At 41.5% G+C, this 21,873-nt stretch carries 17 protein-coding genes and 2 pseudogenes; 12 read left to right on the top strand and 7 right to left on the bottom strand.

All coding sequences use genetic code 11. From position 1 onward, the window contains the following. Positions 1 to 15 precede the first annotated feature (15 nt). The 6 genes from GJ746_RS25480 to GJ746_RS03080 all read left to right on the top strand — a co-directional run bounded on the left by GJ746_RS25480 (position 16) and on the right by GJ746_RS03080 (position 4,636). Positions 16 to 150, top strand: a complete 135-nt coding sequence (locus GJ746_RS25480) for a hypothetical protein (RefSeq protein WP_264766556.1) — start codon at positions 16 to 18, stop codon at positions 148 to 150. A 1,189-nt stretch (positions 151 to 1,339) separates the two neighbouring features. Then, complete coding sequence (locus tag GJ746_RS03100; protein ID WP_154678886.1) at positions 1,340 to 2,095, top strand: molecular chaperone; 756 nt, start codon at positions 1,340 to 1,342, stop codon at positions 2,093 to 2,095. A 1-nt stretch (position 2,096) separates the two neighbouring features. Then, on the top strand, positions 2,097 to 2,624 hold the full coding sequence (locus tag GJ746_RS03095) for a fimbrial protein (RefSeq protein ID WP_154678885.1): 528 nt from the start codon (positions 2,097 to 2,099) through the stop codon (positions 2,622 to 2,624). A 19-nt stretch (positions 2,625 to 2,643) separates the two neighbouring features. Continuing rightward, the gene (locus GJ746_RS03090) at positions 2,644 to 3,129 is read left to right on the top strand and encodes a fimbrial protein (RefSeq protein ID WP_154678884.1); all 486 of its coding nucleotides are present in this window, start codon (positions 2,644 to 2,646) and stop codon (positions 3,127 to 3,129) included. Positions 3,130 to 3,149: 20 nt separating this feature from the next. Next, positions 3,150 to 3,659 carry a fimbrial protein gene (locus GJ746_RS03085; protein ID WP_227852746.1) on the top strand — a complete coding sequence of 170 codons (510 nt, stop codon included), beginning with the start codon at positions 3,150 to 3,152 and terminating at the stop codon, positions 3,657 to 3,659. 662 nt (positions 3,660 to 4,321) lie between these two features. Next, positions 4,322 to 4,636: a hypothetical protein gene (locus GJ746_RS03080; RefSeq protein ID WP_154678883.1), complete on the top strand. Its 315-nt coding sequence runs from the start codon at positions 4,322 to 4,324 to the stop codon at positions 4,634 to 4,636. 132 nt (positions 4,637 to 4,768) lie between these two features. Here GJ746_RS03080 and GJ746_RS25575 read toward each other — a convergent pair. Then, positions 4,769 to 4,900 (bottom strand): annotated as a pseudogene (locus tag GJ746_RS25575) (GNAT family N-acetyltransferase); the annotation flags it as partial. Between the two features lie 213 nt (positions 4,901 to 5,113). On the opposite strand from GJ746_RS25575, the gene GJ746_RS03070 reads away from it, so the two are divergent. Further along, a protein-coding gene (locus tag GJ746_RS03070; protein WP_154678882.1) for an IS3 family transposase occupies positions 5,114 to 6,225 on the top strand; the annotation gives its coding sequence in 2 pieces (ribosomal slippage) (positions 5,114 to 5,375 and positions 5,375 to 6,225; 1,113 coding nt in all). A gap of 385 nt (positions 6,226 to 6,610) precedes the next feature. Here GJ746_RS03070 and dndA read toward each other — a convergent pair. Further along, the gene (dndA, locus tag GJ746_RS03065) at positions 6,611 to 7,735 is read right to left on the bottom strand and encodes a cysteine desulfurase DndA (protein ID WP_154678881.1); all 1,125 of its coding nucleotides are present in this window, start codon (positions 7,733 to 7,735) and stop codon (positions 6,611 to 6,613) included. A gap of 130 nt (positions 7,736 to 7,865) precedes the next feature. Here dndA and dndB point away from each other — a divergent pair, with 130 nt between their 5' ends. From dndB to dndE, 4 genes are read left to right on the top strand one after another with little or no spacing between them, the layout of a single operon-like run. Beyond that, entirely contained in the window at positions 7,866 to 8,945 is a 1,080-nt protein-coding gene (gene dndB / locus GJ746_RS03060; protein WP_154678880.1) for a DNA sulfur modification protein DndB, read from the top strand. Then, complete coding sequence (dndC, locus tag GJ746_RS03055) at positions 8,942 to 10,609, top strand: DNA phosphorothioation system sulfurtransferase DndC (protein WP_154678879.1); 1,668 nt, start codon at positions 8,942 to 8,944, stop codon at positions 10,607 to 10,609. Before dndB ends, dndC begins: the two co-directional genes overlap by 4 nt. Next, on the top strand, positions 10,599 to 12,557 hold the full coding sequence (dndD, locus tag GJ746_RS03050; protein ID WP_154678878.1) for a DNA sulfur modification protein DndD: 1,959 nt from the start codon (positions 10,599 to 10,601) through the stop codon (positions 12,555 to 12,557). The genes dndC and dndD overlap by 11 nt, the downstream gene beginning before the upstream one ends. 2 nt (positions 12,558 to 12,559) lie before the next feature. Beyond that, entirely contained in the window at positions 12,560 to 12,895 is a 336-nt protein-coding gene (gene dndE, locus GJ746_RS03045; RefSeq protein WP_195908789.1) for a DNA sulfur modification protein DndE, read from the top strand. 279 nt (positions 12,896 to 13,174) lie between these two features. On the opposite strand, the gene GJ746_RS03040 is transcribed toward dndE, so the two are convergent. From GJ746_RS03040 to GJ746_RS03025, 4 genes and pseudogenes are all read right to left on the bottom strand, one after another. Continuing rightward, the gene (locus GJ746_RS03040; protein WP_154678877.1) at positions 13,175 to 14,131 is read right to left on the bottom strand and encodes an HNH endonuclease; all 957 of its coding nucleotides are present in this window, start codon (positions 14,129 to 14,131) and stop codon (positions 13,175 to 13,177) included. Between the two features lie 2 nt (positions 14,132 to 14,133). Then, positions 14,134 to 15,825 (bottom strand): hypothetical protein, encoded by a 1,692-nt coding sequence (locus tag GJ746_RS03035; protein ID WP_154678876.1) that lies wholly within the window; start codon positions 15,823 to 15,825, stop codon positions 14,134 to 14,136. A gap of 340 nt (positions 15,826 to 16,165) precedes the next feature. Then, positions 16,166 to 17,431: pseudogene (locus GJ746_RS03030) on the bottom strand (tyrosine-type recombinase/integrase). Positions 17,432 to 17,759: 328 nt separating this feature from the next. Then, positions 17,760 to 18,557, bottom strand: a complete 798-nt coding sequence (locus GJ746_RS03025) for a helix-turn-helix transcriptional regulator (RefSeq protein ID WP_154678875.1) — start codon at positions 18,555 to 18,557, stop codon at positions 17,760 to 17,762. Between the two features lie 303 nt (positions 18,558 to 18,860). On the opposite strand from GJ746_RS03025, the gene GJ746_RS03020 reads away from it, so the two are divergent. Beyond that, positions 18,861 to 20,339: a phospholipase D-like domain-containing protein gene (locus GJ746_RS03020; protein WP_227852744.1), complete on the top strand. Its 1,479-nt coding sequence runs from the start codon at positions 18,861 to 18,863 to the stop codon at positions 20,337 to 20,339. A gap of 29 nt (positions 20,340 to 20,368) precedes the next feature. On the opposite strand, the gene GJ746_RS03015 is transcribed toward GJ746_RS03020, so the two are convergent. Further along, positions 20,369 to 21,868 carry a TRM11 family SAM-dependent methyltransferase gene (locus tag GJ746_RS03015; RefSeq protein WP_154678874.1) on the bottom strand — a complete coding sequence of 500 codons (1,500 nt, stop codon included), beginning with the start codon at positions 21,866 to 21,868 and terminating at the stop codon, positions 20,369 to 20,371. Positions 21,869 to 21,873: the final 5 nt, after the last annotated feature.

Below are 21,873 nucleotides of genomic sequence, written 5' to 3'. Positions count from 1 at the left end.
TGTAAAGGAATAAATATGGGCGCCATTAACGAGATAGATATTGCAAAGCTTGTATTGCTACCCGCTATTTTATATGTGGCTAAAAAGATCATCTATCTGGGCTGGAAAGATGATGTCCAGCCCGCCAGCAAAGCGAAAAATTCGCTTTGAAAAGGTAGCTATTGAAACAAAAATAGAGGTGCTGAATAAAATCGCTGAGATAGCGAACGCTGAAATACCCGACACTAAACTCTCGAGGACGCATCAGACGGTACAAATGAAATTTTAGTATAAGCAGATCGGGATTACTCTTCCTGTCTGGCACGCCCATAAGCTGATCGCGTTTATCGCTGATAAAAATATCGACTCATATGATGTACGATTAATGAGTTTGCTTAAAAACCCATTCTTATATCATTGTGAAGAAAATCATTTTTCTGTAGATACTGAAAAAATAAAAAACTTCACATCGTTAGCGGGGTTTTCTGGCTATTTTCAATAGCCATTTTTGCTTGCGCCTGGTAGACAACAATACAATTGTTACTGGCCAGCGGAGGCGTAAATTCGATTATCGCATTTTCACTGTTTTACTTTATTTCCGCTATTGTGGGTAGTCACTGGCTTATTGTAAGTATCCCGCATCATCGTGCTATTAACATTTAGAGCAGTCGATATGCCAAAGAAGGTGAACGCGATACGTAAAGCTTGTTTTACTGACTGAAGAGGAAGGCATAAATTATCGTTATTCATTTACTACACGCATTATACCTTCCTACTCTGGATAACCTCTCTACGTTTGCTTAAGTTTGACCATGAATATGGAGAGAAAATTTAGGTTAATCTGATAATAACCCCACCAATTTTAATCACATTTCTTTAACAGAATGTTATTTTTTTCTTTTTATCCCTCCACCTCATACCAAGTGGTTCCAATAATAGTGATTACCTTCTGAAAACCTTCTCTGTATATCTCAATGAAATCCCAATAAATTAAGATTCTTCCTTTTGCATAATCCTAATTTATTTTCACAGGAGATAAGAGCTGATGGTGACAAAATGTAAACACTTCATCATGACAATTGGATAAATTAAGGCGATATTTTATATAACTAGTTAATTTATATAAAAAAATATTAAATTTATTTCCAAGGTACTTTGTTAAAAACCATAGGATTTAACGATCGATTAATGCTTATTGATAGACATCGCCTTTTGATTTTTTGTTATCGATCGATACAAACGATTAACACCGACCCAGCCGGGTGTTATATAAAATAAAATATCCCCGTTACTTTAAAATATTAATTGGGATGTTAATGATATTCTTCATGGATTAAATCAGACGGACATGGTGATACAAATGAATTTGAAGGTGAAGGTCTCTCTATGGCCCGTATTACTTTTTTTTATAACTTCTTCCGTATATGCTGCATTATCGGTAGAACGCTCTCGTGTCATTTTTAATGAAGGAGATAAGACTGTCGGACTGAGTGTAAAAAATAATAATGCTCAGGATCCTTATCTTGCTCAGGGCTGGATGGAGAATGAGAAAGAAGAAAAAATAAATAGTCCGCTGATGGTTTTACCCCCCTTACAGCGTATTGAACCCGATGGTAGAACAATGATCAGAATTAGGCAGGTCTCCGACACTACCTTGCTTCCTAAAGATAGAGAAAGTGTTTTCTGGCTTAACTTACGAGAGATCCCGCCCAAATCTGATAAGCCTAACGTTTTAATGTTAGCCATGCAGACGCGAATGAAAGTTTTCTGGCGCCCAAAGGGAATTAAAGTGGAACCAATTCTTGATGTGGTACCTGGTACTGAAACGCTGACGCTCATCCGTAAGGGGGAACACTATGAGATTAATAATCCAACTCCATACCATTTTTCATTCGTAGAAGTTCGAAGTGGCCTGCACAACAAAGCACTGGACGACTTCGAGCCAACTATGGTTTCTCCAAAAGATTCTAAGACGTTGGAACTACCAGCTATTCGGATTGGAAATAATCCGACATTGATGTTCATAAATGACTATGGAAGTGCACGCCTGTTGCCGTTTCTTTGCACCGGTACTCTCTGCCGGGCGGGAAAAGTGGAATTACCAAAGGAAGGCTGATATGACACGCCAACTCTCAACAACATCCTGGATATATCCGATGATCGTCGGAGCCATATTACTACTTTCTGGTGGGCAAGTGACTGCGGCCGAAGGGGACACTACTACCATCAACATCACTGGTACTCTGATTGATGGCCCTCAATGCGTTATTGATGGCAATGACACTATAGACGTGAAATTTGGCGATGACCTGATTACTCGCAAGGTGGACGGTACGACATATAAAAAAGAGATCCAGTATGGACTTTCCTGTACCGGTCTGACCAGCAATGCACTGAAGCTGACTATTCGTGGCTCGTTGTCTAGTTTTGGCTCCGGATTACTGCTCACAACTAAAGGAGGGCTCGGTATCCGCTTATTCAGTGGTGCTGATGGCAATACTGTTTTAACGCCTGGAAATTATGTCAATTTCAATGGGGAAACCAATAAACCAAAACTGTGGGCTGTACCTGTGGCTCAGGATAATACGACATTAACGGCTGGTTCGTTTTCCGGCACTGGCACTATGGTCATTGAGTACCAGTGATGTACAGGAGATACATATAATGAACCCAATTAAAATTCCTAATGCATTGCTTATATTGGCATTTCTCGTTAGTTCGAATGTACTTGCCGATGCCACTGTTAACTTCAGTGGCACTCTGATAGAGGCACCCCCGTGTGTGGTAAATAACAACAAGGTCATCACTGTCGACTTTGGTAACGAGGTTATGACTACGCGTCTGGACGGGACGCAATATCGAAAACTTATCGACTTCGATTTAGATTGCAGTATGGCGGCGTCGTCGAAACAGAAGATAAGGATAACGGGTGCCTCGGCAAATTTTGACAGTACAGTACTCGCTGGAGGCAAAACCGGTCTGGGAATAGCTTTGTATAACGGTAACACACGTCTGAACGTCGGTACCTGGGTAGATTTCACCGACCCAAATATACCGTTGTTGTACGCAGCGCCAGTTAAGCAAAATGGTGTGACACTGAGCGGAGGCCCCTTCAGAGTAATGGCGTCTTTGGTTGTGGAGTATCAGTAAATGACGTGGGAACTGAACCGATGATGCACAATAAATCAAAATATACTGCATGTTTACTGGCTGGTTTCGTGATGACTTTCCTGTCGTCTGCTCAGGCTGCTGATCCTGAAAACCTTGAGTTTGTCGGAACCCTCGTAACTCCGCCATCTTGTTCAATAAGTGAAGACGGTCCTGTATATGTTTCGTTCGGTGATGTTCGGATAAAGAAAGTGGAGGAAGGGAATTACCGCAAAACCGTACCGTTATCTCTGAAATGTGAAGAAAACACTCTTTCGTGGCAGTTACGACTAAGTGTGCGCGGTAATGCTGCTGGGTTTGATGCTGATAATGCCACCGTAGTGACGCCTGAACAGGCAAATCTGGGCGTGAAAATTTATCAAAATGGTCAGCCTTTTAAACTGGATGAGGCAATCAATGTCAACAGCACCACATTGCCAAATATTGAAGCCGTTCTTGTTCAGCGCAACGGAGTGGAATTAACGGAGGGGGCGTTCAGTGCCACCGCTACTCTTCGCGCGGAATATCAGTAACACTTATAAAAAACACCGTGATACCAGCCGGTGGCTTAATGAGTGGCCTGGAGGCCATGGGCCGGGTGTGGACATATATGCAGCGGTGGAAAAACTGGGCACAGATGCCCGTCGAATCAAAACAACCATTAAGGACGCGTATGAACCTCCGCATTCGCACAACTATAACCGTGTGCTTATTTCTGTTCGTTAACGAAAGCATTGCAGATACATCGGGATATATGTATCCATTGCGATATGTTCCCAGTAATATTCAAAATAACCCGGACGGAACATCCACGTTTGAACTGGGTTCAGTCGAAGGGGCTATATATACGACCTTGGGTGACGTATCGTCAAATGTATCGATTCCTAGTGGGCGGCTGGAATTCTATCTGACCGTAAAACGGAACGGGACATGGCGGTACGAATTGTTGCCGACTTCCCAGGGGATTTCAGCGAATAACTGGGGACAAGCGCTCCTGACGACAGCCCCGCAGAGGCCTCCGGGGCGCTTCACTGTGAGTGGTGAGTTTGAATCGTACTCATGTACCCGGTTCGGATATCTGGTTAACGAAAGAAGTCTCAGGGTTGTGCCCAACGCTTCAGTAGTAACGATTCAAGCGGCGGCGTGTAGTGGAGGGACCGATTCAGTGAAGCCACCACCTCCAGGATATTGTTACATGTCTGAGCCATCGATTACGTTCGCATTTGGAACAATCAAAAAGGAAGACGCATCGGGAGCCTCAGAGACGCGGGATGTAGGGGTTATGTGTGTAGGGAAGAATATAAATTACACGCTGTCGACAACACCAGTTAAAATCATCCTGTCCAACAATCTCGAAGCGAAAATTACAGTAGACGGGGCTGAACTTGGAAAAACGTTTACGGGGTCTGACGGTGTAAACAAACATAGCATGACCGTCACGTTGTCCGGGACGCCAGACAGCGCTGGAGCATTTAGCGGAACTGCTGTGATGCGGGTTACTTATATCTGACAGGACAAATCTGACCCACTGAGACTTTGTGGGTCGGAGCAAAATGTGAATTAGGTGTAGCCATTGGTACGGGCTATTATCAGAACCCTTCAATAGTAAATCTACGGGACTGTATAATTTAACTACTACAGTTTTAAAACCATGGTAAATATAGAAATCTTCAGCTTATTAAGTAAGTGCATGAACCATGATTGCACGAATGCTGATATTCTTAGCAACTCGATAACAACGAAGTGCTGCATCATGTAGTACTTCGGTTCTAAGCCTTTTCTATAGAATGGAATATGGACAGCGAGGTTGACCTGCACCCCGTTGATTAATACACCGCGATGTTAGTAATGTCTTCATAAGCCACATGAGGACATGCCCATGATGAAGCGTTTTTCCGACGAACAGATTGTAAGTATCCCTGCAAAACGGCCCATTCACTTTTAGAGATCTTCCGACATACTGATTATGTCCCCTGAGGAGATCGCTATGCGTAAGATCCGATTCACCGAGCACCAGATCATCGCCGTCCTGAAGTCCCTCGAAGCGGGCAGGACCGTCAAAGATGTGTGTCGTGAGGCCGCTATTTCCGAAGCCAGCTACTACAACTGGAAGGCAAAGTATGGCGGGATGGAAGCGGCCGATATTAAAAAAATCAAAGATCTTGAAGACGAGAATAGGAGGCTTAAACAGATGTTTGCTGATCTCAGCCTTGAGTGCAGGGCACTTAAAGACGTCATCGAAAAAAAGCTTTAAAACCAGCGATAAAGCGTGAACTCGTCGGCTATCTGACGACGCAATTTGCCATGAGTTTACGCCAGGCCTGCAGGACGTTATCGCTGAGCAGGACGGTGTATTTTTATCAGCCTGATACCCGGCGTGATGAACCGGTGATCCATACGCTGACTGAGCTGGCAGAACGCTATCCGCGCTACGGTTTTAAGAAGCTGTTCCAGCTGCTGCGCAGGCAGGGCAACACCTGGAACCATAAACGTGTTCACCGGATTTACTGCCTGCTGAAACTGAATTTTCGTCGCAAGGTAAAACAGCGGCTGCCAGTACGTAATCCAGAACCACTGGCGACGCCGCAAGCGTTAAACCAGAGCTGGTCCATCGATTTTATGCATGACGCGCTGGTCTGCGGCAGGCGCTTCCGGACCTTCAATGTGGTGGATGATTTTAACCGTGAAGCACTGGCGATAGAAATCGACCTGAATATCCCGGCTCAGCGTGTCGTCCGGGTACTGGACAGGATAGTGGCAAACCGCGGATATCCGCTGAAAATGCGGATGGACAATGGGCCAGAACTGGTCTCGGTGGCGCTGGCACAATGGGCCGAAGAACATGGCGTGCAGCTCGAATTTATCAAGCCGGGTAAGCCTACACAAAATGCTTTTATCGAACGGTTCAACCGGACATACCGGACAGAAATTCTGGATTTTTATCTGTTCAGAACACTAAATGAAGCACGGGAAATTACCGGGCGCTGGCTGATGGAATATAACAACGAGCGGCCTCATGAATCCCTGAATAACCTGACGCCGGAAGAGTACCGGCTGATGGCTGAAAACCCGGAACTCTCAAAAAGTGCGTGGAACTAAAGCTGGGATACTTACACGATGATTTACGTTTGTGCCAATGAATCGCAGAAAGAACATTTCGTACATTACTTGGCGGCATTAACTTATCAGGCAGCAGATACCGGACTGCGACGTATTGGCGGCATCCGGACGAGGAGCTCCAATTCCCAGTGAGTACGCGATGATGCTGCATCCAGACCGCTTTGTCATGCACCGTGTTCCTGGGAAAAAATCTAGCCTAACGTCTTCATTCAGGAGAAGAGCAACAGACTTAAGCGATATGGTTCGTGACCGAAATCACAGTCATGTTGTCGGGATTAATACGGAGACCTTTTAACAGGCTCGTTGTAAGGACAGAAAATGTCTATGGTTGTAGAATCAATCCATCACAACCTGATAGCTACTATTAAATCAATGCCTTTAACTTCTTCTGGATATCGTCATAGGGGACTTGTTGTGTGCAAGCACCAAAGGATACTCGGATTGAGCCATTGATCCGTTCTGCATCCATTCCCATAGCGACTAGCACATGGGATGGGAGATAACTGCTGGAAGTACAAGCTGAACCATTTGAAACTGCAATAACTCCTTTCAGCTGCACCATAGCCGCCTCAGAATTAATTCCAGGTATAGAAAAATTTAAAACGTAGGGTGAAGTATTCACCCCATTAATCACCCCCCCAATTTTAGTGATAGTGGAAATAAATTCGTTTTTCAATGCAGAAACATGTTCGAACCATTTATCTGCATTTTTCATAGCCACCTCACAAGCCAATCCTAATCCTGCTATTAGCGGTGTAGCCAAAGTACCAGGCCGTAATCCTTTTTCCTGACCACCACCGAAACATATTGGTTTTAGCGGCGATTTAAGATAGCCACGACGTCGTATGACAAGAGCACCGATGCCTTTTGGTGCGTAAAGCTTATGCCCGCTAACACTAATGAAATCAATACGTGTATTTTCAAGATTGAATGGGTACTTACCGAAACTTTGTGCCGCATCGACATGCAAATATGCATGATGCTCACTCAACAATTGACACACTTCATCAATAGGCTGAATAACGCCAGTCTCGTTGTTAATATGCATAATCGATACGAGCACTGTATCTTCTCGCAATGATCTTTTTAACTGTGCAGTATCAATCTGCCCATCTGATGTAACATCAAGATAAGTCACATTAAAACCTTGCGCTTCTAAATGCGCAATAGGCTCCAATACAGCTTTATGCTCTATCTTACTGGTGATTATATGTTTTTTGCCTGTGTTCTCAGCAAAATCACGCAAACCTAAAATGGCTATATTGTTGCTTTCAGTCGCACCGCTAGTGAAAATGACCTCAGTTTTATCAGCCTTTACTACCGCTGCAACTTGATGGCGAGCCAACTCTACGGCTCTTTTTGCATTAACCCCATACTCGTGTGTGCGGCTTCCAGCATTACCATACTCTTCAACCATCATGCTATAGACAAGATCGGCCACCTCAGGAAGGACAGGAGTAGTTGCACTGTAATCAAGGTAAACAGTCATTTGCTTGTTCCTAAAAATCTAAAGACTTCATCCAACGGTTTTGCTACCATGCTAGCTCATGTTCGTACGAACAATCCAATTTTTTCGTTCGAACACAATCTGCGCAATGAAACGTTGAGGACTATCAATAGTGAACCATATAGTATCTGGAATCAGTTTCCCCGCGATTCGAGGGATTCAAGCTGGGCACGAATACTATATTGTGATGTGTCCCCTCAAAAGACTTAAAAAAATTTTTACATTAGATGAGTCTATGCTGGCAGAAAGTGACAAAGCACAACGAGTGTTAAATCATAGCCGCATCCCGCAGATTGCACATTACATCCATAGCAACAGGCTAGACTACACGTTTTCAGCCATTACAGCTTGCATTGAAGGACAAACATACTTTGAACCAATAGCCGCTGAAGGGCATGGTAACAAGATTGGTAACCTTGTCGTTGATGAAGATGCAGAGTTTTACCTGACTGATGGTCAACATCGCAGTGCAGCTATTCAACAAGCGTTAGAAGAAGATCCCGCACTGGGAGACGAAACCATATCTGTCGTTTTCTTCGTGGATAAAAATCTTAAACAACGCCAAAAAATCTTCCGCGATTTGAACTTGTATCCTATACCGGCCAATAGGTCCATCGCAGTGTTGTATGGCTCTACACCTGAAGAAAATCTGACTAACCATGTAGTAGAAAGTAGCGAGTTTTTTAATGGTGTTGTTGAGTTTTCAAGCCGTATAAGTAAGCGTTCAGCTAAATTTTTCATGCATAGTTCAGTGCATGCTGCATGCATGGAACTTTGTCCTAATGTCACTGAAAAAAATTGGCTGCAACAAGCAGAAAAAGCTGTGGAATATTGGGATGAGCTCGCAAGAAACTTACCTCTCTGGCAGCAAGCAAAAAACCATCAGATCAAGCCAGCAGATAGGGCAAATTATGTGCTATTCAGTGCAATTCTTCTGAAAAGTTTTGCTATGTTCGGCAATGAACTGCTTGCAGATCACACAAACTGGAAGCCTTTGCTGAAAAAATTCCAAGGCTTAAATTGGGCGAGAACAAACAGATTATGGATGGAACGCTGCTTTAATAAAGGTCGAATGGACCATAGCGTACATTCCGCTTTACTGACATTGAACGCTCTAAAACAACATTTACAGTTACCATTAAATATTGAGCAACAAAAAGTCGAAGATAAATTTCTAGGAATCAAAAAATGAGTTTTACAGTAAACAGTCCTCCTTACTCTGCATTTAACAAACAAGGTCTAAAAGCGACTGTTGCTACCACCATTGCCCATATAAAGAGATTATATTTATCAGATCAAATTCCTTGGGTTATCGGGTACAGTGGAGGTAAAGACTCAACTGCAGTTTTGCAGCTGGTATGGTCTGCGCTACAAGAACTAAAAAAAGAAGGCCGGTGCCATAAAGATGTGCATGTCATAAGCACAGATACACTTGTGGAAAATCCTATTGTTGCTATGTGGGTAGAAAAATCATTAGAACGAATGATTGAAGCAAAACAGCAACAAGATCTTCCTATTCACCCACACCGCCTGACACCTGATGTCAAAGATAGGTTTTGGGTCAATCTTATTGGTAAAGGCTACCCTGCTCCACGCTACAAATTTCGCTGGTGTACTGATCGTCTAAAAATCTCTCCTTCCAATAATTTTATCAATAACTTGGTAGATAAAAAAGGCGAGGCAATTTTAGTCCTAGGTACACGCAAAGCAGAAAGTACAACCCGAGCGGCAACAATGGAGCACTATGAAAATACTGAAACCAACACCCGTCGAGCAGATGGGCTAACGGCAAATGGTACCTTAGATAGAGTTTGGGTATATCCCCCAATTGCCGACTGGACCAATGATGATGTATGGATATATCTGAACTCAGTATCCAACCCCTGGAATTTCCCCAACCAGGAGCTAATGGGTATGTACCAAGGAGCTACGGAAGGTGGTGAGTGCCCACTCGTTGTCGATAAAAGTACCCAAAGTTGTGGTGATAGCCGGTTCGGTTGTTATGTTTGTACTATGGTCTCTGAAGATAAATCCATGTCAGCGATGATTGCTAATGACGAAGAAAAAGAATGGATGTATCCATTATTAGCACTGCGTAATGAAATTGACGTAAACGACGTAGATCATGATAAGAAACTAGGTAAACTACGCAGAGACAAATCTCGTCGTGATTTTCGCCGTATGAATGGCTCTCTAACTGTGCACATAACAAAAAATGGGGCTGATATTGTTCCAGGGCCATATATACAAAACTTTCGTGAAGAATTGCTTGAAAAAGTATTATCAGCGCAAGTAGCCGTGCAAAAAATGGGGCCTGTAGAAGTAAAAAATCTTGAACTATTGCCTTTGGAAGAACTGGAGGAAATACGTCGTATATGGATAGAAGAAAAACTAGAAGTAGAAGATAATCTTCCTGCAATTTACCAAAAAGTAATTGGAAAACCTTACCCTGGCCCACGTCGTGCTCACCACCCTATCCTGAACAAAACAGTATTGGACAAACTCAAAGATTTTTGCTCTGAAAATAACGATGATGAAGGCCTCATGTATCAACAGATACGTGCTGCTATGGTTATTGCCAATAGACATAAAAGTCAGTTGCGGAGAGCAAATTTAGCTACAGAGTTAGCAGATAGTTTAGAAAAAGGGGCATTTTCATCTTTAGATGAGGCTAAAACTTTTGCTCTAGAACGCAAAAGGCTAGAGCTACAAATACAATATGACAACTCACCAAATTTGTCAGAAAGAGAAAAGGAATCTATTAATGAGCAGATTGCAATTATTACTCGTTCAGTCAAAGAACGAGGATATAGCTCATTACTGATTGAAACAGAGGTTGTCAACGATGATATTTAACAAACTGCGAATCATGAATTTCGGTATTTATCAAGGTGAGCACTTGATTGACCTCGAAGTAGAAAGAGATAAACCGATAATCTTATTAGGAGCACTAAATGGTGGAGGTAAAACAACTTTTCTTGATGCTATACAGTTAGTTTTGTACGGTAAACATGCGAGATGCTCTAACCGTGTAGGTACGGCCTATGGTGCATTTTTATCCAGTTGTAAAAATCGTTTTTCATCTCCAGAAGCCGAGGTAAAGTTAAGCTTAACCTTTACACATCGAACAGAAGATAGAGTTAATCGCTACGATATTGAACGCAGCTGGTATGTAAAAGGATCAGATACAAAAGATAAAATTAAAGTGTACGTTGATCTTCAACCAAACGAGCATCTAAGCCAGCATTGGGATGAATTTGTTAACGAATTTATCCCACTCAGTTTATCTGATTTATTCTTCTTTGATGGCGAGAAAATTGAAAACTTGGCACACCCACAACGCTCATCGGAACTAGTCAGAACCGGTATTGAGAGCCTGTTAGGACTTGATTTGCTATCGCAACTGCAAATTGACCTTGCTCAAGTGGATAAAAAACGCAGTGCATCTAATGTTGATCAAAACATTATTGCGAAAGTAGAGGCTTGCGAAAATGAAATGGGTCAGTGTAATGCTGCAATTTCAGATTTGAAAAAAGAAATAGTTGAAATAGAACATGGCATCAGTAATATCACTATTGCTGTGAACAAAGCTCGTCAAGCTGTACGTAATGCTGGTGCCCATCTGATTGAAAAGCGTGATGAACTTAAGTTCGAGTTAGGCACTATTGAAACTAAATTAAACCTAAACAAAGCCGAACTAATTAAATTAGCAGCTGGTGTAGGTCCACTCGGATTAGTGAAAGACCTAATCAATGAAACTAAAATGCAAATTCATCTGGAAACTAAAGCAACCCAAGCAAAAATACTAGATGAAGCAATTAATATTTATAACGAAAAAATCCTAAATGTACTTAAAACCACTTCAGCATCTGAAAAAACCATTAATCACGTTAATAATATTATAATTGAACAAGCGCAAGAGCAACAGGCTCTGGCTAATGTTGAGTGTTTTTTGAAAACGGAAGTGGGTATTTTTAATGGCTTAGAAGAGAGAATTTCTCAAGAAGACAAACAACGACAGAAATTAAAGAAAGAACAACAACTACTACTTGAACAACAAGCCTTACTACAACAACAACTAGATACTGTTCCTGATTATGAATCAGTACAGCATTTAATTACTGAATTAGCTGAACGCGAGGCAAATCTTAAATCCCTCACTGCACAGTACAAACATAAAAAGCAATTACTGGAACAAACAGCTGCAAAAAATAATATTTTGTCACAGCGCTACACTAACTTATTGGCACAACAGAATAAAGATACTTTCGAACAAAAAAGAACTATCCAAGTAAGCAGTCATATTAAAAAATTGAAAATAACTTTGCAAAATTTTGCGGAAATATTAATACGTGAAAATATCGATCGGTTACAGACATTAGTTAAGCAAAAATTTGATATTTTAGGTCGTAAATCACAGCTCATTCGTCAGTTAGAAATTTGCCCTGAAAGCTTTGCTATCACACTTTATGATACAGCAGGCAATATACTTGAAGCAGCCAAACTTTCAGCAGGAGAACGACAGCTTTTAGCAATTGCCATTTTGTGGGGTTTAGCTGAAGCATCAGGTAAGGAACTACCGACTGTTATTGATACCCCGCTTAGTAGATTAGACGGTAAACATCGTAGTAAGTTAGTAAATTACTATTTCCCCAAAGCAGGCCCGCAAGTTGTCCTGCTATCGACTGATGAAGAAATTATTGGTGAGTATTATCAACAGTTAAAACCTTACATAAGCCGTGAACTCCATATTAGTCACGACGAGAAAAGCAAGACCTCTAGCTTTAAAGAAGGATACTTCTGATCATGCAACACATTGATATTATTCGTTTATCTGAAAAACAAAAACAACAACTGATCACTCTTAAACGAAAAACTGGTATCGAAAACTGGAATGTACTATGTCGCTGGGCTCTTTGTAAATCATTAGCTGATCCATCCGTACCACCAAAGGAAAATATTCCCTCAGATAGTAATGTTGAAATGACATGGAGAACATTTGCAGGTAGTGAATACAAGATTTATGAATCAATCGTATTACTTAGAAGCAAAAAAGATTTAATGGGCGAAAATATTCATGATTTCATCAAAATTCATATATCACGTGGGTTGAATATGCTTTTAAAAACATCGTTCATATAGAAATCATTGTTAATAAATAATGTTTCAAAATTAACAAATAAACACAATAAGGGAAATTTATTACAGGGAAACTTAATAAATTTCCTTTAGCATCAGGAAATTACTAACTAATGTTTATATATATAAATTCGCAAAAATAATAATAGCTAGCATCTTTATAATCTTCCTATAGACTCGAAAATGATAATGAGCAAATATTCATGATGCTAGTAATATAATTTTCGAATTTAATTATTTACTAATTACCTATGTCAATACAGCAAAGCTTCGAATCACTATTCATATCAATCTATTTTTTTTGCTAAAGATACAGTCAGCATAGTTGATCGCTGGTACTAAACGGTGATGATAATCATTAACATGAGTCTTACATACAACCTTTAGATTTATCGGATTTGCAGCTCCTCGCGGGTTAATCAAATCTATATACAAATTATTTTTTCGTTTAGATGTACAGCCAGGATGAGAACATCGCTCTGATAAAGCCATTTTCCTAATGATCCAATAAGGCTCTGGTATACTAAATCCGACAAAATTATCATTTTTGTAATTTTTTAAATTTCGCCCAACATCATATATAGAAATTAAATTAGATTTATATCGATTACACCATCCACAGCTCAACGCAATATTACTGAGATCATCAATATCTCCTCCTCCTTTAGAAAAGGGTAATTTGTGTTCTACTTCAATTTTAAGATCTCTTTCAATTAACCCTCTAGGCATCATATAATCTACAAACTCAGGTAGAATTATGTTCCCAGGTCTTCCTAAAAAAATATCAATAGCATCCATACTAAATTTTGAATTGCATATCCAACATCTTGGTTCACCTTGTGAAGACTCAATAAGATCTAATTTATTTTGTTTAGTAACACGCTGTCTTAGTCTTCCAGAGACACTTTCTATCCTTTTGAACATGAAGCCTGATATTATGCTACATAGCTTCAAAAACATTGGATTGTCCGGATCGATATTGACATGAATTAATCCTCTTCTTACAAGGGAAAATATTTTATACTGATCTACCTCACCTAAACACTCATCTAAATTACAGAGTGACTCGCAAAACCATGCCAACCATTGCAGGTTAATATCATTTTTTAATAATGATGTGCCGCCTAAAAAGACATCATCGGGGACTTCTATAATTGATTGTTTCGCAATTCCTGCGGCATTCCAAACGTTACCAAATCCGCTTAATGATTGCTCGATATATTGATGTAATCTTTCCATTTTTATATCTTTTTATAATTAGCTGTCTGTGGTAACTGTCTAGGATCCTGTCGATATGTCAACCAAAGTCTTGACCATTGTTTTCTGGTTCCTGGCGCATCTTTTTTGACATTGGCTAATTTCCAATCTCTATTAAAATAGTTAAGATCTACATCAGTTAGCCACTCGTTAACCAACTGCGAAATTGAATCCGCCGAATTCAAATTAGTCCTAGATTCACATAAGTATTTAAAAAAATCCGCTGCTAATATTGTTAACGATATCTTATTAAAGAGATTAGAGCTCGTATGCCCCCAATAATTATGGCTGCTAGGGTCATTAGTATTACCAAATTTGTCTCTCACACAAGTCCAAAAGTTTACAAATACATCTCTCCACACTCCATCCTCAGAACTCCATACTTTATATTTATCATTTTCAGTGATTATTTCTGAAGCCTCTAGGTAGCGTCTTCTCCAGAGATCTGCATAATCAATGCGGTTCTCATCACTAAAAAATTTACCTCCCTTAAGATCTTTAAAAATAGTAATCAAAGATCGCATAACGGTCCAAGGTAATTTCCCAGATTGTTCTCCACTTATCCCCGTTTGTACTAGCCCAAAAAAAGGACTATTGCAATTTCTAGTTGCGAAGGAAACGGCTTGTGATGCTTCTAGTTCGATATCAGCATTTTTTAACCTATCCGCTACACGTTCTAATTCGTTTGTTGCAAGAGTGGTAGATACAATTGTCCCTAATAAAGCATTATTAATAGGGGTAGCTTTCTGGTTAACAACTACAAATTGGAAAACATGCTCTGCAGGATCATCAGACAAAACTAAAGAAATCGGCAAGTGCCTACATACTTCATTTTGGACTTTTAACTTTGCTTCTTGTTCTGTCAATCCGTCGTTTGTCATAAACCCAAAATATTTAGCCATCGCATCATCAGTTTTTGATTCTCGATTTGAATGCTCTATGGCACCAATAAGTCTATGTTGTCCATCAACAATAATAACTGGTTTTAGATAAGAAATAATAGAGTCTTTTGTAAACCCTAAAATTTCTGAAGAGTCATAGTCCTGTCCATATTCTTTTAAGATAGAAATTCGACAGGCAACTTCCTGCCATAAATCACTTATATGTGATGATTCGATAATGGTAAGATCTTCATCGTGAAGTTCTCCTCCATCATTAACATCAATAATTGTTGGAGTGATTTCCGGGTGTTCATCATAATCTAATGATAGCCGTTCTTTCAATTTAGCTAAAAGACTAACATCCAACTCTTGTTTATCAATATCTTCTACCCTATTACTGAGGTAGCTACTAAATAGCTGAAGTAGCTCAATAAGTTTAAGGGAATGAAAATCCTCATAATTTATAACAAGTGTACCCTTCTGAATATAGTCATTAGAATTCACATCTTCATCAGGAATAAAGTGAACTGCACTATCAAAATCCCCTATTTTTCTGGGAGCACAAAGAAGAGGATTCTGTAAAATGTTGTCATTATTTGAATAAAAATTTATTAAACTATCAAGTCGCTCTGCCTTAAAAGAGCGTTGAAACCCTGTTGATTCGACTGAATCAAAATTCTTTTTCTCAGGAATACCAGCCCAAACATCGATCTCATGAGCTGATGCAGAGAAGAAAACTAACCAGTTCCCATCGCTGGTCTGTTTACACCGTATGGCTTGGTATTTGTTCTGCACGTTACATAATCTCCAATAAAATCAAAGAATTTAATAGTATACAGAATACTATTTTTTCCAAAAAAGAAAAGACACAAATCATGTGTATGGATATCCATTACTATGATAACTAGTCAATAATGGTATTGAGGCACAGATGAGACCTTGTTAAGAAATCTAGCTCAGTTCATGAATACACTTTCGAATCACAAAAAAAATATTAACATGCTGATATTTAATAAAAAAATCACAAAATAGTATATTCCTTCACTATGAAAAAGAAGAACTGTACTCGCCGGTGCTTAAAGCTTGAAATATCCCTCTTCCAACACTCGACGAAAAAAATACGGATATAATCCTCTTAACGTGAAAACGGACTTAAGCCATTAAAATCAAATGGGCTAACGCCTCCCTCTCGATTCGCATCCAGATAATCTGCCCACCACTGCAACATCAATCTACGCTCCCCGAGATGTTCCGCCTTATGGATGTAAGCTGCCCGTACAGAACTACGCTCCTGGTGACTCATCTGCCGTTCTACCGCATCCCTCAACCACAAACCCGATTCTATCAGTGAACTACACTCCATGGTCCTGAAACCATGTCCACATACTTCAGTTTTCGTATCATAACCCATCACTCGCAGAGCCTTATTCACTGTGTTCTCACTCATCGGTTTCCGTGGGTCATGATCGCCGACGAAAATCAGCTCTCTGTTTCCACTCATGGTTTTGATCTTTTCCAAAATTGCTAGAGCTTGTCGCGACAAGGGAACAAGATGCGGCGTCTTCATCTTTGAGCCACGCTGAGAGTGTTTAACGCCTTCCAACGGTTCACGCTCATCCGGAATCGTCCACATAGCCGTTTCAAAATCTACTTCTGACCAACGAGCAAAACGCAGTTCACTTGAACGGATGAAGACCAACAATATGAGTTCAACCGCAAGTCGAGTTAACGGCCTGCCAGAATAGTGATCAATGCGATGGAGTAATTCAGGAATGCGATTTAGTTCTAACGCAGCACGATGCTGCCGTTTAGCTGTGGCGACCGCTCCAGCGATTTCTTGTGCGGGGTTGTAATCGATTAAACCGCTTTGCACTGCAAAGCGCATAATAGCGGTAGTTCGCTGTTGCAAACGAGCCGCAACTTCGAGACGCCCGGATGACTCCACAGCTTTGATGGGTACGAGCAGATCCTACGTCTTCAATTCAGCAATGTTACGCTTACCGATAGCAGCAAAGAGATTATCTTCCAGACTTTTCAATACACGAGCGCTATGCGATGCAGACCACTTTTGATTGCTGGCGTGCCAGTCTCTGGCAACCACTTCAAAAGTTATCGCCTCTTGCTCCTGCTCTACCTTAACGGCTTTCTTGTTTTCACTGGGATCGACGCCATTAGCTATTAGCTTACGGGCCTCATCCCTGCGAGCCCTGGCATCCGCCAGCGAGACTTCAGGGTATTTTCCCAGCGCCAGCATCTTCTCCTTACCACCAAAACGATAACGAAGCCGCCAGTATTTGGAACCGTTAGGGTGAACCAGCAAAACCATGCCTTCACCGTCAGTTAGTTTATAGGCTTTTGCTTCAGGCTTAGCCGAACGAACCTTCACATCACTCAGAGCCATGATGAGTATCCTTTCAGAGGTTCTGTGTGGGTACAAACATTATCGAACCGGGATATACCCGCAGTTGTACCCGCATCAGTAAGTTGATGTAGATTGAATCAGGTTGACTTAGGTTGAGTGAAAAAGCGAGGAAAGCCTTGCGGATACTGGATTTCAGGCACAAAAAAAGACGTCCGTTGACGTCTATTGATGTTCCGATGGTGCGAAGGCCGCACCGTGATTTACGCCATAATCAATTGAAATAAATGAATTTATAAAAATAAGGGGTCACGATGTATACTCACATGTATACTCAACGCGACTCCCTGTGACTACAGCTAGCTAAAAACTACTCTTCATCTTCTTCCACAGGCTCCAGCGCGTCAAGTACGACTCGCACCATAGCAATAGAACCAATACGGATAAAAGCATCTTCTCCATCTTCGTCGGTTAGCATATAACGATCTGTCGTTTCAGGCTCGCAGTCCAGCTTTTCAAAGAACCCATTCAACTGACCGATATCATCCGTCTCTTCGTTTTGCGGCGCATCAGGCTCAACACTCAGTGGAATCACTGGTCCGCCGTTTACCAGCGTGATATGGACATTAAAATAATCGTCTTCGTAGGCATCATCCTCTTCGTCAACGATTGGCCGCAGACCATCAGACAGGAACTGATGAAATACCACTTCACGCATATTTAACGCATAGCGATACTCAGAAGAATCAAAAACGAAGAAGCGTTCTAAGTTTGGGGTGTTTTTTTCCTGAAAATAATAATAAAACCTCCGCTTATCCGCTGCTGAAATGGGCAACAGCAAATAGTCCTGCTGCCCCTGTAGCCAAAGTTTTACAGTCCAGAGACCGCTATCCATTTCAATGCCGCTTGTGGCTATCGCCTCAAGGTCTTCATCGGTTTTACGACGCTTCTTGCGGAAATCGTTTATCAATCGATCACTTTCCGGGAATACGACATTTAGAGGCTTATCCAGAGCATTGCATATTGCCTGTGCGAGACTCAGCTTTGCAGCAACCTTGCCGGTTTCGATACGCTGAATTTGCTGCTGGCTGGTGCCAATCATAAACGCCAGCTCGCGTTGGGTGATCGATAGCTGGGTACGAAACTGTTTGATGTTGTTCTGTAACATGGCATCCATCCTTCAGACAGGGGAAGAAAATGCCATTAAAACACATTTAAGAGTAAAAAACACAAAAACGAGTTTCAATTTGACGGGTAATCACTAATGAACAGATGTCATTGTCACGAAGTTCTTAGTGAACCGCGTAATCATCGAGTACCACTTTTCGGACTTCCCAAGGTTCATACCGAGTCAGCTGTACATCGGTGGCCGGATACGTGGTCAATCAGGCGAACTAAAACATTATCGGCGTGTTGGTGACTGTACCGAAGGGCGAAACGGTAGGTATCTGGTTAAGGTTTAATTATTAATGTGATTATTGTTGGCGTAACCTCTGACTGGTTATGTATCATGTTTTTCGGTGCAATGAGCGCTACAGATTATGAAAATAGGGAGAAGGGAAAGATGAGGTATTATGATTCTGGACTGCGCCAGCGCGAGAATACTCTCGCTTATTGGCTGGAAACAGCGATAAGTGGGCCTGTAGCTGAGCTTCGTTTTCAGACGGGTTTTTTTTCACTGGACGGTCTAGGATTACTTCTTCCTGCCCTCACTCATTGCAAAGTTAACAATCTTCCAACAAATATTCTCCTTGGTTCGAATGATTCAAGCACCCTTAAAAGTGATGTTGAAAGATTAATTGAAATCATGGGCATACCACGAGGTGGAGCTCAGTTGGGAATTGTCAGTTTCAAAGGGGGCTACTTTCACCCTAAAACTTATCATATTCGCCGAGAAGATGGTTCACAGGCCGCCTTTGTGGGATCAGCAAACCTTACTGCATCAGGTCTTGCTCTGCATGTTGAGGCAGGGATTTCTCTTGATACAAACGAAGGAGATGATCCCCAAATTCTAGAGGAAATTGCTACCGCGATTGACCGCTGGTTTGTTCAAGAAACAGATGGTCTTACTATAGTATCAGATGTTTCAGTTCTAAACAGTTTAGTTGAAAATGATGTCCTTGCACTTGCACCGCCACCTCGACCCCTTGCCCAAGGAAGTGCTGATATACACCAATCCAGTGTTAAGAAACGCCTACGGCCCATAATTGAGATCCCGAAAGTTGCTGGTTCAGTAACAACAGGCGAGGATAAAGTAACCAAATCTAATACGCCGTCAATTATTACTCAGTCCCGTCAGGATGCAACGTTATCGACAGGGCCATCATTTACCCAGCGTGAAGGATTTCCTCCATATATTCTATTTGCAACAGATGCTATTCAGGCTACTACTGACTATGGAGCCATAACCGGAATACCACTACCAAAGGGGGCCGCAGGGCTTATTATTCAATTAAATCGCGACAGCGCACGTCATTTTGCTGGCGGGACAGGAACAGCAAATATAAGCATACCCGTTGTATCTGTCCAGACTTTGAAATTTGGCCCTTTTGGTAAACATAATAGACCTCGTGCTCAATTTAACCTTAGGTTACGTTTTTTAAGCGACAATATGACCATTGATGGCGGAACTGTTAGTACGAACGTTATGGGGTATGGGTTTACTCCAAGCGAAACAGGTCATAGTGATATTCGTATGCTTGTGCCTGCTTCAGTAAATGCCTTAAGCAGTTTGATAATTGCTGAGGGGCTGAGTGTACCTGTGGATGGCGATATGGCACTTCTAGAATGGCCGACCTCGACAGAGCCTTCTTTTCGTCTCAGTTTCCTTGATAGCAATTCAGGGATTTCACAACAGGCAGCCGCCTTGTTCAGGGACGCGGCGGAACAGGGCGAGCTTGCCGGGAATGGAGCCTGCTGGCTACCTCCAGACTACTCGCCAGCATGGTGAGAAAGTCAGTAACAACGTGTGAGCTGAGTCTAGTTACTAGCTGCTGCTTTAAGGACTATAAGTGCTTCTGTTGTGGTTGCATTGTTTTGATGTAAACCGTAACGCTTGTAGGTCTGAAGTGGTATGGTTTCCACATGCTGCCATCCACGTGATACTGCAAGATTTGCCAGATGTTGTGGGGTATTGATGTCAAAACGTGTACCACCAAGCACTGTATGATTACCACCAACGATAAGACCAAAAGGTGCATCTTCTTTTACAACACCTCTGACAGAGGCAAATACATCCGACATGGCTGAAAAGTATCGATAAAGCAGACGGGGAACCGCTTGTCTTCTAAAACCATCGGTTTCAGATAAGGCTTGCTGTAATTGAAGGCAAAAATGGGCTTCCGTTTCCGGCAGTCCATCTTCATTCTTTTCCAGATGTGCCAGCAGGTTCTTTTTTCCCGCTCCGCGAATCTCACGACTACCAACAAGCTCGGCTTCTAATAACTTCACCTCTGAAGGCGTTAATAATCCAAGCCATACAAGACTAAGCCTTTGAGTATCAATATAAGGTAAAGCTGTTGCATATGGCGGACTGGTTAGAGCTAAGTCAAAAGTATTGGCACCAAGGCCATCATGCCCCATTGCATTTTTGCAGTCGATATTGATTGCCCTTTGCTTTATTTCAACAACTCCCACATTACGTTGAAAATCTGACAGTTTTTTGTAAAACGCCTCTAGAGCCTCCCTGTAAGCTTGAAAAAAACTCTTTTCAGGAAAAGGGGACTTTCTACGTCTGATGCGCAAATCATGAGGTTCCTGTAATGAATAATCACGCAGTAGGTTTGATGCAATTACCAGCATGGTATTAGTACTGGCACTACCTGACTGTTCAATGGCTCTTCTCAGCTTTTCAATTTGCTGTAAATAATCCATAGGGAACCACGACTGCAAGTAAATATCTCGTTCATCACCAACAAAATGGATGCAAGAATATTTTTCTGCCTCAATGAGGCATGATATTCCATCCCTGAGAAGCCTCTCAGCAGGGATTTGCAGGGAACGTAATTTGGCATTAGCAATAAATACTGCCAATGGATTAATATCTGTCCCAATAGCATCAATACCCAGATGGGCGCATTCTACTAAAGAAGTTCCACTTCCACAAAAAGGATCAAGTACAATTTGTCCAGGTTTTGCTGCAAAGATGTTCAATATTGCTTTTGCAACTTGAGGATTAAACTTGCCTTTGTACTCGTGCAATCCATGTGCTGAGTAGCGGGTAGCCTGCCGACTCGTATTGCTGCCATTCACTTGTTCCAGAATACGTTGCATCGTATTTACTGGTGGTAATCCAAGTTCAGTAGTATAACCTGCAAAATAGACTAGCCGTTGAGCCATTTCAGGTGTTACAGGATGCTTTACATTTACCCCTTTTTCACTAACCTCGATTAAATCAGGTGTCAGAAGACTTTGTATCTCACGCAGTGCGAGATCTTTTTCATATGGGTAGTATTTATAGTTGTGCCATGTTAATTGCATATCTA

The organism is Klebsiella oxytoca, from assembly GCF_009707385.1.
Classification (GTDB): Bacteria; Pseudomonadota; Gammaproteobacteria; order Enterobacterales; family Enterobacteriaceae; genus Klebsiella; species Klebsiella oxytoca_C.
Note: the sequence above shows the minus strand (reverse complement) of the source record. Positions and strands in the feature narration are given on the sequence as shown.

What these genes read in the sequence shown, in the direction of transcription:
- GJ746_RS03095 (WP_154678885.1), top strand. Translation starts at nt 2,097, where the DNA reads ATGACACGCCAACTCTCAACAACATCCTGGATATATCCGATGATCGTC.
- GJ746_RS25480 (WP_264766556.1), top strand. Translation starts at nt 16, where the DNA reads ATGGGCGCCATTAACGAGATAGATATTGCAAAGCTTGTATTGCTACCC.
- GJ746_RS03085 (WP_227852746.1), top strand. Translation starts at nt 3,150, where the DNA reads ATGATGCACAATAAATCAAAATATACTGCATGTTTACTGGCTGGTTTC.
- dndA (WP_154678881.1), bottom strand. Translation starts at nt 7,735, where the DNA reads ATGACTGTTTACCTTGATTACAGTGCAACTACTCCTGTCCTTCCTGAG.
- GJ746_RS03040 (WP_154678877.1), bottom strand. Translation starts at nt 14,131, where the DNA reads ATGGAAAGATTACATCAATATATCGAGCAATCATTAAGCGGATTTGGT.
- dndD (WP_154678878.1), top strand. Translation starts at nt 10,599, where the DNA reads ATGATATTTAACAAACTGCGAATCATGAATTTCGGTATTTATCAAGGT.
- GJ746_RS03080 (WP_154678883.1), top strand. Translation starts at nt 4,322, where the DNA reads ATGTCTGAGCCATCGATTACGTTCGCATTTGGAACAATCAAAAAGGAA.
- GJ746_RS03090 (WP_154678884.1), top strand. Translation starts at nt 2,644, where the DNA reads ATGAACCCAATTAAAATTCCTAATGCATTGCTTATATTGGCATTTCTC.
- dndE (WP_195908789.1), top strand. Translation starts at nt 12,560, where the DNA reads ATGCAACACATTGATATTATTCGTTTATCTGAAAAACAAAAACAACAA.
- GJ746_RS03025 (WP_154678875.1), bottom strand. Translation starts at nt 18,557, where the DNA reads ATGTTACAGAACAACATCAAACAGTTTCGTACCCAGCTATCGATCACC.
- dndC (WP_154678879.1), top strand. Translation starts at nt 8,942, where the DNA reads ATGAGTTTTACAGTAAACAGTCCTCCTTACTCTGCATTTAACAAACAA.
- GJ746_RS03015 (WP_154678874.1), bottom strand. Translation starts at nt 21,868, where the DNA reads ATGCAATTAACATGGCACAACTATAAATACTACCCATATGAAAAAGAT.
- GJ746_RS03100 (WP_154678886.1), top strand. Translation starts at nt 1,340, where the DNA reads ATGAATTTGAAGGTGAAGGTCTCTCTATGGCCCGTATTACTTTTTTTT.